The 15263-nt window shown below is 64.0% G+C and carries 16 protein-coding genes; 11 read left to right on the plus strand and 5 right to left on the minus strand.

Features of this window, described 5'->3' with window-relative positions:
* Nucleotides 1-117: 117 nt before the first annotated feature.
* Nucleotides 118-2298 carry an amylo-alpha-1,6-glucosidase gene (locus tag ACR65K_RS10000; protein ID WP_440152576.1) on the minus strand — a complete coding sequence of 727 codons (2181 nt, stop codon included), beginning with the start codon at nucleotides 2296-2298 and terminating at the stop codon, nucleotides 118-120.
* 211 nt (nucleotides 2299-2509) lie between these two features.
* The gene (locus ACR65K_RS10005) at nucleotides 2510-3037 is read right to left on the minus strand and encodes a hypothetical protein (protein ID WP_440152577.1); all 528 of its coding nucleotides are present in this window, start codon (nucleotides 3035-3037) and stop codon (nucleotides 2510-2512) included.
* A 359-nt stretch (nucleotides 3038-3396) separates the two neighbouring features.
* Here ACR65K_RS10005 and ACR65K_RS10010 point away from each other — a divergent pair, with 359 nt between their 5' ends.
* Nucleotides 3397-4605 (plus strand): aspartate transaminase, encoded by a 1209-nt coding sequence (locus tag ACR65K_RS10010; RefSeq protein ID WP_440152579.1) that lies wholly within the window; start codon nucleotides 3397-3399, stop codon nucleotides 4603-4605.
* Nucleotides 4606-4650: 45 nt separating this feature from the next.
* Entirely contained in the window at nucleotides 4651-5346 is a 696-nt protein-coding gene (locus tag ACR65K_RS10015) for a 4-carboxy-4-hydroxy-2-oxoadipate aldolase/oxaloacetate decarboxylase (protein ID WP_440152580.1), read from the plus strand.
* Nucleotides 5347-5495: 149 nt separating this feature from the next.
* Here the strand turns inward: ACR65K_RS10015 and ACR65K_RS10020 are convergent, their stop codons facing one another.
* Nucleotides 5496-5738: a hypothetical protein gene (locus ACR65K_RS10020; RefSeq protein ID WP_440152582.1), complete on the minus strand. Its 243-nt coding sequence runs from the start codon at nucleotides 5736-5738 to the stop codon at nucleotides 5496-5498.
* A gap of 122 nt (nucleotides 5739-5860) precedes the next feature.
* Complete coding sequence (nac, locus tag ACR65K_RS10025) at nucleotides 5861-6811, minus strand: nitrogen assimilation transcriptional regulator NAC (RefSeq protein WP_440152583.1); 951 nt, start codon at nucleotides 6809-6811, stop codon at nucleotides 5861-5863.
* 395 nt (nucleotides 6812-7206) lie between these two features.
* Between nac and ACR65K_RS10030 the strand changes: the two genes are divergently transcribed.
* The 9 genes from ACR65K_RS10030 to ACR65K_RS10070 all read left to right on the plus strand — a co-directional run bounded on the left by ACR65K_RS10030 (nucleotide 7207) and on the right by ACR65K_RS10070 (nucleotide 14533).
* A complete protein-coding gene (locus tag ACR65K_RS10030; protein WP_440152585.1) occupies nucleotides 7207-7992 on the plus strand; it encodes a LamB/YcsF family protein in 786 nt (261 codons plus the stop codon).
* Nucleotides 7993-7994: 2 nt separating this feature from the next.
* Entirely contained in the window at nucleotides 7995-8720 is a 726-nt protein-coding gene (locus ACR65K_RS10035) for a 5-oxoprolinase subunit B family protein (protein ID WP_440152587.1), read from the plus strand.
* The gene (locus ACR65K_RS10040; RefSeq protein WP_440152588.1) at nucleotides 8717-9730 is read left to right on the plus strand and encodes a 5-oxoprolinase subunit C family protein; all 1014 of its coding nucleotides are present in this window, start codon (nucleotides 8717-8719) and stop codon (nucleotides 9728-9730) included. Before ACR65K_RS10035 ends, ACR65K_RS10040 begins: the two co-directional genes overlap by 4 nt.
* Before the next feature lie 143 nt (nucleotides 9731-9873).
* A complete protein-coding gene (locus ACR65K_RS10045; RefSeq protein ID WP_255175418.1) occupies nucleotides 9874-10635 on the plus strand; it encodes an SDR family oxidoreductase in 762 nt (253 codons plus the stop codon).
* Between the two features lie 65 nt (nucleotides 10636-10700).
* Entirely contained in the window at nucleotides 10701-11642 is a 942-nt protein-coding gene (locus ACR65K_RS10050; RefSeq protein WP_440152590.1) for a 2-hydroxyacid dehydrogenase, read from the plus strand.
* Complete coding sequence (locus ACR65K_RS10055; RefSeq protein ID WP_440152592.1) at nucleotides 11639-12409, plus strand: SDR family oxidoreductase; 771 nt, start codon at nucleotides 11639-11641, stop codon at nucleotides 12407-12409. The genes ACR65K_RS10050 and ACR65K_RS10055 overlap by 4 nt, the downstream gene beginning before the upstream one ends.
* The gene (locus ACR65K_RS10060) at nucleotides 12409-13500 is read left to right on the plus strand and encodes an L-idonate 5-dehydrogenase (protein WP_440152632.1); all 1092 of its coding nucleotides are present in this window, start codon (nucleotides 12409-12411) and stop codon (nucleotides 13498-13500) included. The genes ACR65K_RS10055 and ACR65K_RS10060 overlap by 1 nt, the downstream gene beginning before the upstream one ends.
* A complete protein-coding gene (locus ACR65K_RS10065; RefSeq protein ID WP_440152593.1) occupies nucleotides 13497-14042 on the plus strand; it encodes a gluconokinase in 546 nt (181 codons plus the stop codon). The genes ACR65K_RS10060 and ACR65K_RS10065 overlap by 4 nt, the downstream gene beginning before the upstream one ends.
* A 287-nt stretch (nucleotides 14043-14329) precedes the next feature.
* Nucleotides 14330-14533, plus strand: a complete 204-nt coding sequence (locus ACR65K_RS10070) for a hypothetical protein (protein ID WP_416416328.1) — start codon at nucleotides 14330-14332, stop codon at nucleotides 14531-14533.
* Between the two features lie 218 nt (nucleotides 14534-14751).
* Here the strand turns inward: ACR65K_RS10070 and ACR65K_RS10075 are convergent, their stop codons facing one another.
* Nucleotides 14752-15252 carry a hypothetical protein gene (locus ACR65K_RS10075; RefSeq protein WP_440152595.1) on the minus strand — a complete coding sequence of 167 codons (501 nt, stop codon included), beginning with the start codon at nucleotides 15250-15252 and terminating at the stop codon, nucleotides 14752-14754.
* Nucleotides 15253-15263 lie beyond the last annotated feature (11 nt).

Consider the following 15263-nt stretch of genomic DNA (forward strand, 5'->3'; position numbering starts at 1 on the left):
TAACGTTTGCGGTGTGGGTCACACAAAGTCCGCTTTTATGTACCTACATAGCGATTCGTTATGGCATGGAGGCGAAGAACAGGAGGTCTTGGACACCACGAAGCTCGACGTGGTTCCCTAACGAAGAGGGTTTGATCTGGGGCGACTACTTCCACGACGCCGCACCGCTTCCTCAACCAGTTCCGACATCCACGGTCGGTGTCCCCGGTGAAGGGCCATCTCCGGGGGTAGTCCTTGGATGGACGGGACGGAGCCGACGATGTCGATGGTGATGCGGCCGCTGCCAAGCGGGGCGTTGGAGATGTGCAGGTCCCCGAAGGACTGGGGGAGGACGGGATCGAGCCACACGCCGCCAGCAGACACGACCGGGTCGTAGCGCATAAGGCTGGACACGATCTGGATGGGCGCGGTGGCTGCCCACGCCTGGGGCGAGCAGGCGGTGGGGTACGGAACGGGAGTGGCGAGGTGGTCACGGCTGAAGCCGCAGAACAGTTCCGGGAGTCGGCCGTCGGAGAACTCTGCCGCGTCCATCATCCCGGTGGCGATTCTTTGCGCTTCGGCGACGAAGCCGTACCGGAGGAGCCCGGCCGTGATGATGGCGTTGTCGTGGGGCCAGACGGACCCGTTGTGGTAGCTGGCAGGGTTGTAGGCGCCCATGTTGCTGGCCAGGGTGCGTACGCCCCAGCCGCTAAACATTTCCGGTGACATCAGGTGCGCGGCGACTTGCGGGGCTTTGTCTTCGTCGATCAGACCTTGAAGCAGGCAGTGCCCCATGTTCGAGGCACAGGCATCCACCTGCCGTTTCCTGCCGTCGAGCGCGATGGCGTAGTATCCGCGCTCCGGGATCCAGAATTGCTCGTTGAACTGCTTCTTCAGCCGGGCAGCGCGACCGGTAAGGTCGTCGCCCAAGGCCATGTCACCGGCGTCGTAGGCCAGCCATGCCCGTGACAGGTAAGCGACGTATACGTAGGCCTGGACCTCGCAGAGCGCGATTGGCGGCTCGGCCAGGGTGCCGTCGGCAGAGTTGATGCCGTCCCAGGAGTCTTTCCAGCCCTGGTTGAGCAGCCCCTGGTCGTTCAGCCGCTGGTACTCAACGAAGCCGTCACCGTCCTTGTCGCCGTAGTTCACGATCCAGTCGAGTGCGCGGTCGGCGTGGGGCAGCAGGGCCTTGATGGTGTCCGCGGCGAATCCCCAACGGCTGACGGCTCCGAGCACCATCAGGAACAGGGGCGTGGCGTCCACGCTTCCGTAGTAGTTCGACTTGCCGCCCAGGGACAGGCCGCTGGAGACATCAAGCCGGACCTCGTGGAGGATCTTGCCGGGTTCCTCTTCCGTCATGGGGTCCACCACGTTGCCTTGGCGGTCCGCCAGGGTCTGGAGTGTGCCCAAGGCGAGCGACGGGTCTACCGGCATCGCCATCACCGAGGCCCACAAGGAATCCCTTCCGAACAGGGTCATGAACCAGGGTGCACCGGCGGCGACGACAACGCGCTCCGGATGGTGTGGGTCCTCGATTCGAAGAGCACCGAGGTCGTCGTAACTGCGGCGCAGGGTCCGTTCTACGGACCGGTTGGCCACCTGCAGTACGGGGATTTTCGCCACCCACTCCCGGCGGCGACGGTCCCGCGGGGACAGGCTATCCCCCTCGGAATGGGTGAAAGCCGGTGCGTGGACTCCATCGTTGGTGGGCAGAACGGTCAGGACTGTGCTCCACTGCCCATGAGCGGGTACGGACACCCGATATTGGACGGTGTTACCGGAAATGTCGGCACCAGGAGCGTGGATAGCCGTGCCCTTGCGGACGTCCTGCCAGCTGCCACGAATGGTGAGCATTCCGTCGTCGGCTTCTCGTGTTTCCGCCCACCGTCGCCGGATCCGTGCCTCCTTCACCTCGAAGAGGTCCGCGAAGTCGCCCCCTGTTTCCAGGACGATGAGGCACTCAGCAGGCTCCTGCGAGTAGTTGTGGACGGTGATCTGCTCCTGAAGGCCGGCCCCCACTTCCCGCAGCCGTTCCACAATAAGTGGGCTGTCCGCGTAACCGTCGGACCGGGGGATCCTTGCAACAAAGGCGGCACGGAACGGCTCCTTGGTCTCCGCTGTGAGTGGTTCAAGCGCCTGTCCATCCACTGTCAGGCGCCAGATTGACAGGATCCTGACGTCGGCCACGAAGAGGCCATGCGGACGATCGGCTTGAATATCCCCGTTGGATGACGAAATACAGAAGGATGAGCCCTCGACCAACGTCACAGAGCCAGCCCCTAGTGGACCGGCCGCCGTATCGGCATTCCACCCAGCCATTCCGGCCTCCTCCGCGCCTTACCGAAGCGCCGTGCAGGCAGACATCATGCTTGCGGCGGCCTCTTCGAAAAGACGCTACGCTTGCTTGCCGGTCGCCGCCAGAGCGGGGGCGTGAAGCTAAGCCGGACTCGTCTACGCCGGCCTCCGCAAGGGACAACGGGGTGAAAGACGGCGGGCCGCGGATCATATCCGCCGGGACGGATCATCCGGGCTAGGCCACACGCAAACCCACGCCCCTGGTCATCTTGCGGATCTCGTCGGACTTCAGTCCGCTTGCGCCGGCAAGTTGGTAGTCATCAAGGAGTCGGGACTTCCTAGCCATGGCCAGTACCTGCGTGCGTTCTTCTTCCGCGGCATTCCGGGCGCCTCCGGCCGCCGCCAACTCCGCAGATAATCCTGCAATGAGGTCAAGATGCCCGTTCCAGGTTTGGCCCGTCGGGTACAGCTCGCCGCGTGCCAGCGCGGCAGAGCGGATACTGGCGGCTGGCAGGCCGGCGGCCTTTGCGACGGCGGCGACCTTCACGCCGTCGCACAGGGCCTGGGCAACGCAGTCACCCAGCTCGGCGGTGAGGGCACGCACCCTGCTGGAGCGGAGCGCGATGGTCGTCCGCAGTTGGGCCAGCATGGCCAGGGCTTGTTCCGCGCGGGCAGTGGCGGGGTCCGCTTTCGGCCCGCCCCGGTACCGGTAGGCGGCCGCCGAGGTTCCGCCCGTCCCGGTGCCGGTTGTACGGGGAAGCATCCGTTCCTGAATCTCTCTACCCGGCAACTCTGCTCCTTATCTCCGTGGTGTTTCAATGTCAGCGCGGCGCCCCGTGGGTAGGGGACTTAGCCATTGTTCGCCCCGCAGGGCCTGAGAGGACCGAGGCCGGGGCCGGCGCTGATCCGGCTTTGGGTCCGCTGTCCACCCTGCAGGTTACGCGGCAGGCAAGCCCGGCAGGCAATACCGAAAGTGCGTGGAGCAATACGCGGAAGTTCTGGCTGCTCCTGTCATAAGGGCTGCTTATCTGTCCACGCACTTTAGGTCTTATCCAAGTGGGCTGCGCGTTCCCTAGGCTCGAATCAACCACCCTCATCCGTACCGGAAGCCTGGAAGAGAACATGCCTGAATTCGTGCCCGCATCACGCGTAACCCGTATCAAATCCTCACCCAGCGTTGCCGCGGCGGCCCGTGTGCGGGAGCTCAAGGCCGAGGGCCGCCGCATCCTGGACCTGACGGTCGGAGAACCGGATTTCGATACGCCGCAGCACATCAAGGACGCTGCCATCGCAGCCATCGGCCGCGGTGAAACCAAGTACACGTCGGTTACCGGAACGCCCGAATTGCAAAAGGCCATCCTGCAGACGCTGCAGCGCAAAACCGGGCAGCAGTACACCCCGGCTGAGATCACCATCGGCGGCGGCGGGAAGCAGGTCATTTTCACCGCATTCATGGCCACCCTGGACCAGGGCGACGAGGTGGTCATCCCCGCACCGTACTGGGTCTCCTACCCGGACATGGTGCTCGCCAATGAAGGAACCCCCGTCATCGTTTCCTGTGGCGGAGAAACCGGCTTCAAACTGACCCCTGCGGCCTTGGCAGGGGCACTGACGGAGCGCACCAAATGGGTTATCCTCAACACGCCCTCCAACCCCACAGGAGCTGTCTACTCCCGCGAGGAATTGGCCGGCCTGGCCGCCGTCCTTCAGGACCATCCGGCCGTCTACGTCCTTACTGATGAGATCTACGACGAGATCCACTTCGGCGAGGAGCCGATCACCAGCCTGGTGGCAGTTGCCCCTGGGCTCAAGGACCGGGTGCTGGTCACCAACGGCGTTTCCAAGGCCTATGCCATGACGGGCTGGCGCCTGGGCTATGCCGGTGGTCCGGCGCCCATTGTGGCTGCCATCAACAAACTGCAGTCCCAGATGTCCTCCTGCCCGTCCTCCATCAGCCAGGCCGCTGCCGCCGAGGCACTCACCGGAGACCAGGCATTCGTCCGCGAAAGCGTGGACGTGTACCGCGAACGGCGGGATGCGGCTATCACCGGGCTGAACGCAGTCAAGGGCCTGCAGTGCACGACGCCGGATGGCGCCTTTTACGCCTACGTCAACTGCGCCGGGGTCATCGGCAAGACGACGCCCGATGGCAGGCAAATCACCAACGACGAGGACTTCACGCTGTACCTGCTGGAAGCAGGATCTGTTGCCGTCATCCAGGGTTCGGCCTACGGGCTGAGCCCTTATTTCCGGATCTCCTACGCCACCGGGCTGCCGGTGATCGAGGAATCCATTGCCGCCATCGAAAAGGCCGTCACGGCGCTGGCCTGACCCAACCATCCAATTGCCTACTCTTTCCAACAACAGGAGCACCCCATGATCCACGTCAAAACGAAATTCGACAGGCCCTCTGAGGACGCCATTCAGCGCCTTTCCAAGTTCTCCTCCGCTACAGTGCATGAAGCGCAGGGCCGCAAAGGTGCCCTGAGCTCCAGGATTAAGCCCATCGAGCGCAGCATGACGTTCTGCGGACCCGCCGTCACCGTGGTCTGTGCACCCCGGGACAACCTCATGCTCCAGGTGGCGATCCATTATGCGCAGAAGGGTGACGTTGTCCTGGTAGCAGCGGGCGAGTACGAGGAAGCCGGGACGTTCGGCGATGTGCTGGGCAACGCCATGAAGGCGAAAGGCCTGGCCGGCATGGTCACGGACTCCGGTGTCCGCGACACCAAGGACCTGATCGAACTCGGCCTGCCGGTGTTCTCCGGCAGCGTCTGCATCAAGGGGACCGTCAAGGAAACCATTGGCCCCATCAACCATCCCCTGGTCTTCGGTGACGAAATTATCTACCCCGGGGACGTCCTGCTGGGTGACGCCGACGGTGTGGTGGTGGTCCGGAAAGATGAGATCGAGGAGGTCATCCGCCTGTCCCAGGCACGGGTGGACGCCGAGGACGACCTCATCCGCCGGTACAAGGAAGGCGGCACCACCATCGAGTTGTGCAAACTGACAGATGTGCTGAAGGCGAAGGGCCTGCTGGTGGAGGACGCCGAACTGGAGCCGGCCCTGTAGTCACGTATCCCCACCGATTGCTGGGTACTTGTCGTTGTGACCACGTAAAACGGCAAATACCCAGCATTCGACACGGTTAAGCCAAGAGGCCCGGGATTCCTTCGGAACTCCGGGCCTTTCCTCTTGCCGCTTTAGAGCCGATGAGCCGGTCAGTTCATGCCGGGCAGGAGGTAGGCGGGCGGTCCCGCCTGCGCGTCCTCCAGATACCACATGGTGGTGCCGCGCCTGCCCGGGGGCATCATGCTTCCCTCGAACACGAAGACGGGCTCGGTGGCGCCCCCGTCCTCGGGACGCCAAAAACCGTTGGCGGGGCAATGTGAACCGGTGCTGGCTTTCAGCTGGATTCTTCTTTCAGCTGTCTTCCGGTACTGCAGGCTGGTGATCTTCTTCATGGCTGGGCTCCAGGGAATTTATTGCCGCGGTATCGCCTTCGGCGAAACCTTTATGGCTTTTATCCTAGAACGCACGCAATTCCATGAATAAGACTAAAGCGGCGTGACCTGATAAGGCCCGCTTATGATGCCTCGAACGGTGCGGCGGGGAGCGGGGAATATTTACTCCGGAGCATTTCCTGCAGCATTTCCTTAAGTACCAGCAGGACGGCGGACGCGGCTTCCGACAAAGGTTCATGGTCGGGCGTGCACAACGCAATTTTGCACTGCAGTCCAGGCTCGATGATCCTCAGGACCCGGAAGTCCTCCTCATGGAACAGGGCGTCCGCCGCTGACTTGGGCAGGATGGTCGCTCCGAGGTCGGTGCGAAGCAGCCGGGTAAGGGAGGGGACCGATTCCACCTCGCCCACCAGCTTCAGCTTCAAGCCCCTGCTGTCGATGCCCGCCTGAACCACCTGCCGAAGGGTGTGGATCTGTTCCGGCAGGAAGAGCCCCACGGCAGCCACCTCGTCCAGCGTGATGGTGTTCGCCGTGGACGCTACCGGGAGCTCCCGGCGGGAGTTCACAATCAGGTACAGGTCCTCGACGATGAGGGTGGTGAACTGCACCCCGCGGATGGGCCCTGGTTCATAGATGAGCGCCATGTCCAACCGTCCGTTTTTAATGGCCTCGCTGAGCACACCGCCGTAGATCTCGGTCAGATGCAGCACGATGTCCGGGTAGCGGCGTCCCACTTCGCTGATGATCCGGGGAGTGAGGCTTGAGGCCATGCTGTAGGGGGCGATCGCTATGGAGACGCGGCCCGAAGGCGCCGCTCCTGACGCTGCCACATCGATCCTGGCCTGCTCCACGAGCCGCAGGATGGTCTGCGCGTGCCGGTACAGGGTATGGCCGGCCGCTGTAGGCTCCACCCCCTGCTTGCTCCGGATCAGGAGCCGCTGTTTCAGCTCCGTTTCAAGGGCGGACACCTGCTGGCTCAGCGCGGGCTGGGCCACGTGGAGGGCGGCGGCCGCCTTGGTGATGCTTCCTGAGTCGACGATCTTGACGAAGTACGCCAGCTTCCGGGTGTCCATAGCGCTCCTCTTTTCCGGCGGGACGGCACAGCATGCGGGGTCATACGTTGGCGCTATGGCGGGACAGGCATTACGTCTTTGTGTGATCCGAGTCTCGGGCATAGGTTAATTGCAGATGACTTTCCAATGACCAAGTCATTCTATCCCCGCCCAGCCATCACTGATTTTGATGGCGGCATATTTTTTTTGCATAAGCAGGGAAAGAGCTTATTGGCCGCACCATTTTTACAGTTACGAAACACGAGCCGCGTACATTCCTTAAGGTTGGTGCCAATAGCGCCGGTGAAGGTCATAACCGCTTCCTATAGGGAGATACCGCATTCGTCTTTGTGTGGCTCGAATTCCGATGCCACACTCATTTACATACCGCAGTACCAGGCAGAGAAAGGCCCGTAATGCCCACAGTCGATCTCGTAGCGGATCTTGGTGAAGGTTTTGGTGCCTACTCGATCGGTGACGACAAAGCCCTGCTGGAGATCGTGTCCAGCGCCAACATTGCCTGCGGCTTCCACGCAGGGGACCCTGACATCATGGACGCCACGGTGGCTGAATGTGTCAGGACGGGAGTTGGCATCGGCGCCCATCCGAGCTTCCCGGATCTCCGCGGCTTTGGCCGGCGGGCCATGGACCTCACAGCTGACGAAGTCCGCACCGACGTCATCTACCAGCTGGGAGCCCTGTCAGCGTTTGCCGCCTACCACGGCGGTTCCGTCTCCCACCTTGCCCCGCATGGCCGGCTGGGAAACCTGGTGGCAACGCGGGCCGACTACGCCGGAGCCGTAGCGGATGCCGCCGTGCGGGTGGATCCCGCCCTGATCATCCTGGCGCAGGATGGTGAACTCGCCACCGCTGCTGCGCAGCGCGGCCTCCGGGTGGCCATCGTCGGCATCGCGGACCGCGCCTACCAGGATGACGGCACACTGGTGCCGCGCAGCCAGCCCGGCGCTGTGATCCACGACCCCTCCGTCATCGTCGAGCGCACTGTGCGGATGGTCTGTGGAGGATTGATCGAGACTGCCTCCGGCAGGGACATCGCCATCCAGGCAGACACGGTGCTGCTGCACGGCGACAACCCGGACGCCGTCGAACTGGCCCGCCTGATACGCAGCGAACTTATTGCTGCAGGCGTCACCATCGCCCCATTGGCAGAGGTGCTCGCCGCAAAGCAAAAGGTGTCCTGACAATGACCACTACGACAACGCCAACAGCATTGGATATTTTCGAATCCGGTGACGCTGCCCTGCGCGTGGTGGTACGGTCCGGTGAGGCGGAAGCGAACTGGTCTACCGTCCACTCGTTGGCCGGTTGGCTGGCCACCGCCGGCGTCGACGGCATCTATGGTGCCGTTCCCACCTACGACTCGGTCCTGGTGGAATTCGACCCCTACGTCACGTCGGCGCGCCAGGTCCGGGCGTTCGTCCTCCTGGGAATGCGCCAGCTGGACTTCATCGGCACCGCCATGCGGGAACCGCGCCGTTTCGAGGTGCCCGTGGTTTACGGCGGAGACTATGGGCCCGACTTGGACCGCGTGGCGGATCACCAGGGCCTGGACGTTGAGGACGTGATTGCCAGGCACACCGCAAAGACTTACGTCATCCGTTGCCTCGGGGCGCCGGCAGGCTCTCCGATGATGGATGGGCCGGACTTCCCGGTGCCCGTCCCCAGGCTCAAGGACCCGCGGCTGTCCGTTCCCGCCGGTGCCGTATCCGTGGCTGGACGCCAGGCCGTGATCGCGCCCGCAGTGGCACCGGGTGGCTGGTGCGTCATCGGGCAGACACCCCTGACAGTCCTGGACGCAGCACGCGAACCTCTGGTGCCTTACGTCCCCGGCGACAAACTTCGCTTCTACCGGATTTCTGCGGAGGACTTCGGAAATTTCGCGGGGCAGTTCCTGGAGGCCCGGCCATGACCGGTTCCCTGGCCATCCTGCAACCGGGCCACTCCGTGGTCACCGACCTCGGCCGGACGAAGGGGCCAGCGTATGGCCTCCCCGTCAACGGCGCCCTGGACCAGTATTCCGCCAAGGCCGCAAACATCCTTGCCGGCAACGAAGACAACGACCCCCTGCTGGAACTGACTGCGCTGGACTTCCGGATGCGCGCCACCACCGACCTGCTGATCGCCGTCACCGGTGCGCCCCTGGACTTCACGGTGGGTGGACGGGACTGCCCCCAGTGGGAACCGGTGTCCGTCCGGGCCGGCGAAGTCGTGGCCGTACGGGGAATCCGGACCGGACTGCGCGCCTACATCGCCGTCCACGGATCCTTCACGGTCCCCACCCTGTTGGGAAGCTGCGCCCCTGACACTGTGGTGGGCTTCGGGTTGAAGCTCGTGGAGGGCTTCCGCCTCGAAACGCGGAAGACCACGGCGCCCATCACCCAGCCGTACTTTGGTCTGCCGCTGTTCCGGCTGGGCCTTACCAAACCTGTCTTCACCACCAACCCGGTCATTGATGTCACCGACGGGCCGGACGTGGCGGAATTCGGGGACACGGCAGACCTGCTGTTCACCACGCAGTACACCGTGAGCCCCCGCAGCAACCACATCGGGCTGCGGCTCGGTGGTGCCCTTCCTGAGCGTCAGCTCACGTCCGAGGTGCTCTCCCGCGGCGTTCCGGTCGGGGCCATCGAGGTCCCGTCCCGGGAGGAGCTGTTGGTGCTGCACCGGGGGCGAGGCGTGACGGCGGGCTACCCGGTCCTTGCAGTTGTCACGAGCCGCTCACTGGACGTCCTGGCGCAAGCCAGGCCCGGACACACCATCACCTTTCGAAAGACAACCGTGGCTGAAGCAACGGCCATGCACCGCACAGCCTGCCTGGAACTGGACAGGCTCCGGAACACCATCAACACGGTCTTCGGGCTCCTCGGTATCGGCGCCGGCCAGCGCTGGCACGAACTCAGCCCAGCGTCAGGAGCCTGAACATCGTGAATGCTTTTCCCACCGCCAACGACCGCGCCCACGAACCGCTGCGCGATCCCTAACCCCTGCCAACCCGAGGCTCCTGCGTCCAACCCCTTGCCGGACGCAAGAGCCTGCCCGAATTCCACCACTTTGGAGTACCAATGCCTTTTTCCGACTACACCACCGCCCTCGTCACCGGAGCTTCCACCGGCATGGGCGCCGCCATCGCCGAACGGCTGGCCAAGCGCGGCCTCACCGTCCATGCGGTGGCCCGCAACGAGGAACGCCTCACCGAGCTTGCCGACCGCACCGGAGCAGTCCCGCATGTGGTGGACCTGACCGACACCGCCGCGCTGACCGCCGTCGTCAATGACCTGAAAGTGGACGTCCTGGTCAACTGCGCCGGCGTCTCCAGGCCGGGCAACATCCTGGATTCCTCCGAGCAGGACATTGATGAACTCATCGACGTCAACCTCCGCGGGCTCCTGCAGCTCACCCGGCTGGTCCTGCCCGGCATGGTGGAACGGGACCTCGGCCACGTGGTCAACATCAGCTCCATCGCGGGCATCTACAACTTCTACGGCCACACCGTCTACCACGCCACCAAGGCCGCAGTGCACCAAATTTCCCGGCAGCTCCGCAACGACACCGTGGGCAAGCGGATCCGCGTCACCGAAATCTGCCCCGGCCGCGTGGAAACCGAGATCTTTGGCCGCAACATGGGTGGCAGCCCCGAGGCCATGGAAGAAGCCTGGCAAACGTACTACGAGGGCTACGAGTCGCTGACCACCGACGACATCGTCAACGCCCTGGACTACGCCATCGAAACCCCGCGCCACGTCAACGTTGGCATGCTGGAACTCATGCCTACCTTCCAGGTCCCCGGCGGCCTCACCTTCGACCGGCGCGGGGACTCCGACTAAAGCCGCCCCCGCGACGCCCAAACCCGGGAACTACCTTTCCACCGCCCAACCGATAGGCCCACAAGATGCAGTTAGTACGAACCGTCAGTTTCCCCGAACCCCAGCTCCTGGCTGACCTCTCGCCACTCCCCGAAGGCCTGCGGGGCGTGGTGTGGGACATGAAGGACGAACCGGGGGAGGAGCTGGGTGGCATCGACGGCGTCATCCTGCCCTACATCGACGCGGGGGCAGTGATGGGTTCCCTGGCCAAGGTCCCGAACCTTAAGTTCGTGCAGACCCAGTCAACAGGGTACGACGGCGTCCGCGAGGCTGCCGGGCAGGGCGCCGCAGTGGCAAACGCCTCAGGCGTCCACGCAGCTGCCACGGCCGAGCTGGCTGTGGGGCTCATCCTGGCCAAGCTGCGCGGCATTGACCAGGCCGTCAAGGACCAGCAGGCCGAAAGCTGGAACCCCCAGCGCCGCCAGTCCCTGGCCGACCGGAAGGTCCTGTTGCTGGGCATCGGCGGTATCGGTAAGGAACTGGCCCGCCGCCTGGAACCCTTCGAAGTCACCATCACCCGGGTGGGAAGCTCAGCCCGCACCGACGCCGACGGACAGGTCCACGGCCCGGAAGAACTGGTGGAGCTCGCCGCAGGCCACGACATCCTGGTCTCGGTCCTGCCGCTGAACGACAAGACCCACCACCTGGTGGGCCGGGATGTCCTGGCCGCCCTGCCGCACGGCGCCCTCGTGGTGAACGTGGGCCGCGGCGCCGTGGTGGACACCGACAGCCTGACCCGGGAAGTGGTGTCCGGCCGCCTGCAGTGCGCCCTCGACGTCGTCGATCCCGAACCGCTGCCCGCAGGCCATCTTTTGTGGTCCGCGGAGAACGCACTCATCACCCCTCACATTGGCGGTAATGCATCAGCCTTTGAGCCGCGGATCCTCAAGCTCCTCAAGCGCCAGCTTGAGGCCCTGGCCGCCGGTGAACCCCCGGCCAACCTAGTTCAGGAAGGCCCGTTCGCATGAGCGCGCTTTTTGACTTGACCGGCCGGGTTGCCCTGGTGACGGGCTCCAGCAGGGGAATCGGTTCGGCGCTTGCAAGGGCGTTGGCCGACGCCGGAGCAACAGTAGTGCTCAACGGCGTCAATGAGGAGCGGCTGAAGGACGCCGCCGCGGCAATGGCCGCGGACTTCCCGCCGGGCCGCGTCCACAGCATCGCATTCGATGTGACCGACGACGACGCGGCCGCCCGCAGCATCCGATGGATCGAGGAGAACGTGGGCCCGCTGGAAATCCTGGTGAACAACGCGGGGATCCAGCACCGGGTGCCCATGCTGGACCTGGACGTCGCGGACTGGGAACGAGTACTCTCCACGGACCTCACCAGCGCGTTCCTTGTGGGGAGGGAAGCCGCGCGGCACATGATCACCCGCGGCCGGGGCAAGATCATCAACATCTGTTCCGTCCAGACGGACCTGGCCCGTCCGACCATCGCCCCGTATATTGCGGCAAAGGGCGGGCTGCGGAACCTCACGCGCGCCATGACGGCAGAGTGGGCCGCCTCCGGGCTGCAGATCAACGCGGTTGCACCCGGCTACATCCATACCGAGATGACCCAGAACCTCGTTGATGATGAGGCCTTCAACTCCTGGATCCTGGGCCGGACGCCCGCCCACCGGTGGGGCACCGTGGAGGACCTCGCCGGTCCCGTGGTGTGGCTTGCCTCAGATGGCTCGAACTTCGTGAACGGACAAACCATCTTCATTGATGGTGGAATGACAGTGGTGGTGTGATGACTCTGAATACGCACTTGGGGGCAGGCCTGGAAGAACTGCCTGCCACGGGCCCGGCCCTGGTGGCGCACGCCGCAGATGACCTGCGCATCGACGAGGTCCTGTTGCCGCAGCCCGCACCTGACGAAGCGGTGGTGGAAGTTCTGTACGGTGGGATCTGCGGTTCGGACCTGCACTACTGGCTGCACGGTGCCGCGGGGGAGTCCATCCTCAAGGCCCCGCTGGTGCTGGGCCACGAAATCTCCGGTGTGGTGGTGCGCCCGGCAGCCAACGGTGCAGGACCACAGGCCGGGACCGCCGTGGCCGTCCACCCCGCAACGCCCGGCCCTGGCGCGGCTAAGTATCCCGCAGACCGGCCCAACCTCTCACCCGGGTGCACGTACCTGGGCAGCGCTGCCCGTTACCCCCACACGGACGGCGCCTTCAGCAGGTACGTGAACCTGCCCGTCCGGATGCTCCGCGCCTTGCCAAAGGACCTTGACCTTCGGACGGCGGCCCTGATCGAACCCGCAAGCGTTGCCTGGCATGCAGTCTCGCGCGCCGGCGACGTCCGGGGAAAGACGGCGCTCGTCATCGGTTCAGGGCCCATCGGCGCCCTGGCCGTTGCCGTCCTCAAACGTGCCGGCGCCGCCCGGATCACCGCCGTCGACCTCCACCCCAAACCGCTTGAGATCGCCATGGCCGTCGGCGCTGACCAGGTGATCAATGCAGCGGACGCCACAGCGATCGCCGCGGTGGAAGCCGACGTCGTCATCGAGTCCTCCGGCAGCCACCACGGCCTGGCATCAGCCATCCAGGGCGCGGTGCGCGGCGGAACCGTGGTGATGGTGGGCCTGCTGCCCACCGGCATGCAGCCAGTGCCCATTTCGCTGGCCATCACCCGCGAACTGGACCTCAAAGGCTCCTTCCGGTTCAACGACGAGATCGACCAGGTGATCACCGCCCTTGCGGACGGATCCCTGCACATCAGCCCCGTCATCACCCACGAATTCCCGCTGGCCGACGCCCTGCACGCGTTCGAGGTAGCAAAAGACTCCACATCGTCCGGCAAAGTCCTCCTCAGCTTCGGGGAACCCGGGGACGTCCGATGAGCGGCCACTTGCCTCCATTGGTGGTGATGGGCGTTTCCGGCTGCGGTAAGTCCACCGTCGGAACCCTGCTGGGTCAACGACTGGGGATGCCATTCTTCGACGGGGATGACTTCCACCCGCCCGCCAACAAGCAAAAGATGGCCGCCGGGGTTGCGCTCACGGACGCCGACCGGGAGCCGTGGTTGGGCCGGTTGGGGGAGTTGCTTGCAGGAAAGGGCGACGGCGGCACATCAGTTCCGCCTATCGTCGCCTGCTCCGCGCTGAAGCGCCGGTACCGGGACCTCCTGCGCAGTTATGCACCGGATGTTGTCTTCGTCCACCTCGCCGGCGACGCAGACACCATCGGGGCGAGGATGGACGCCCGTTCCCACGAGTTCATGCCGCGCACGCTGCTGGACTCCCAGTTCGCCGCGCTCGAGAGTCTCGGCATGGACGAACCACATATCCTCGGAGACATCACCCAGCCGCTTGACAGTCTTGTGGACTCGCTATGCGCGAATCTCGGCGTCATGCCAGCCGTTGCGCACAGTGAGGGTGAATAAGTGTGGTTATCACTCACGCATGACGTACCGCGCTAACTGGTAACTACGGCGATTTATAGGCGGGTCGCGGGTGAGGACTGCGCTTCGTCGTTGCTTGTCCGAAAGTCGCGAGAGAAGGCCCGCCGCTCTCAGTAAAACCTCCTGGAACGGGCCAAGAGCCACACATCCATGGCCGGGATCTGAAGTGATCCGAAGCCGCCACCAGCGGTGTTGGCGCCATAGGAGCCAACCTCCCGAAGCGGCACTGCCAAGGGGTAGGGTGTGCCCTAGCCGACGAAGGAGTCACGATGAGCTACAAATATCGAACTGTTCGGGTTCGCGGTACCGAGCTGGTTGGAACAATTGCCAGGAAGCACGGGAGTGCGGCTGAAATTTACGAAACGTCCAAAGACCTGAGCACCTCGGTCGTTCCGGTGTTCTTTGAGGCAACGGGCGAGATCCGTTTCTTCGACAGGTCAGTGTTGGAGGACGTTGTGGCACCAGCCACTTAACCCGGCTAGGCATACCAGGGCGGCCACGCCGGCCTCGGGCGTGGAACCCGTTTCAGGGGCAGAGGGGGTGTGGACCATGTATGCCGATCGTGCCCTGGGGCAGGGCTGCTGGCAGCTTACCCTCTGCAAGATGCAGTGACGTGTGAAGCCCTGACACCGGTCAAGCAACCAAGACATAAGGAAGCCCGGAGATCAAACACTGGCCTGATCTCTGGGCTTTACTTGTACCTTGACCCATACGGATACCGGTTTACAACGATCTGTACCTGGTGGGTATGGGCGTCCATCACCGAGTCAGTGATGTTGATACGAACGTCCCAGGCATCAATGACTCCTGCGGCCAAGCAGTTCAGTCCGCCTGAGTTGAAGCGTGGGTTCCTGACGCAGGGATCATACTCGAGAGGCTTGAGCCCCACCTGCTGAATATACCGCTCCAGCTCACCCTCTTGGTACTTTTGGTGAGTCTCCCAGCGGTAGGAGTACTGGGAGCAGGGTCCGTCGATGGGGATGCAAATCGCGCCGCCCACCGGAGGCTGGTGTGGCAAGTCGGTCCACCCCTCACCCTTCTGAAGTCGGTCGGCGATCAACTTCATCTCTGCGATGGTCTGCTGATTCTTCCACGCTTCCCATCCGGAGCAACCTCCGAAGAGAAGCACGACGCCTGCGAGAATGCCAAGACCTACCTTGGGGCCCTGGCTCATCTCCCTCTTGTTCTCCACATCACAGGGTC

The sequence above is a fragment of the Arthrobacter sp. SAFR-179 genome (genome assembly GCF_059414945.1).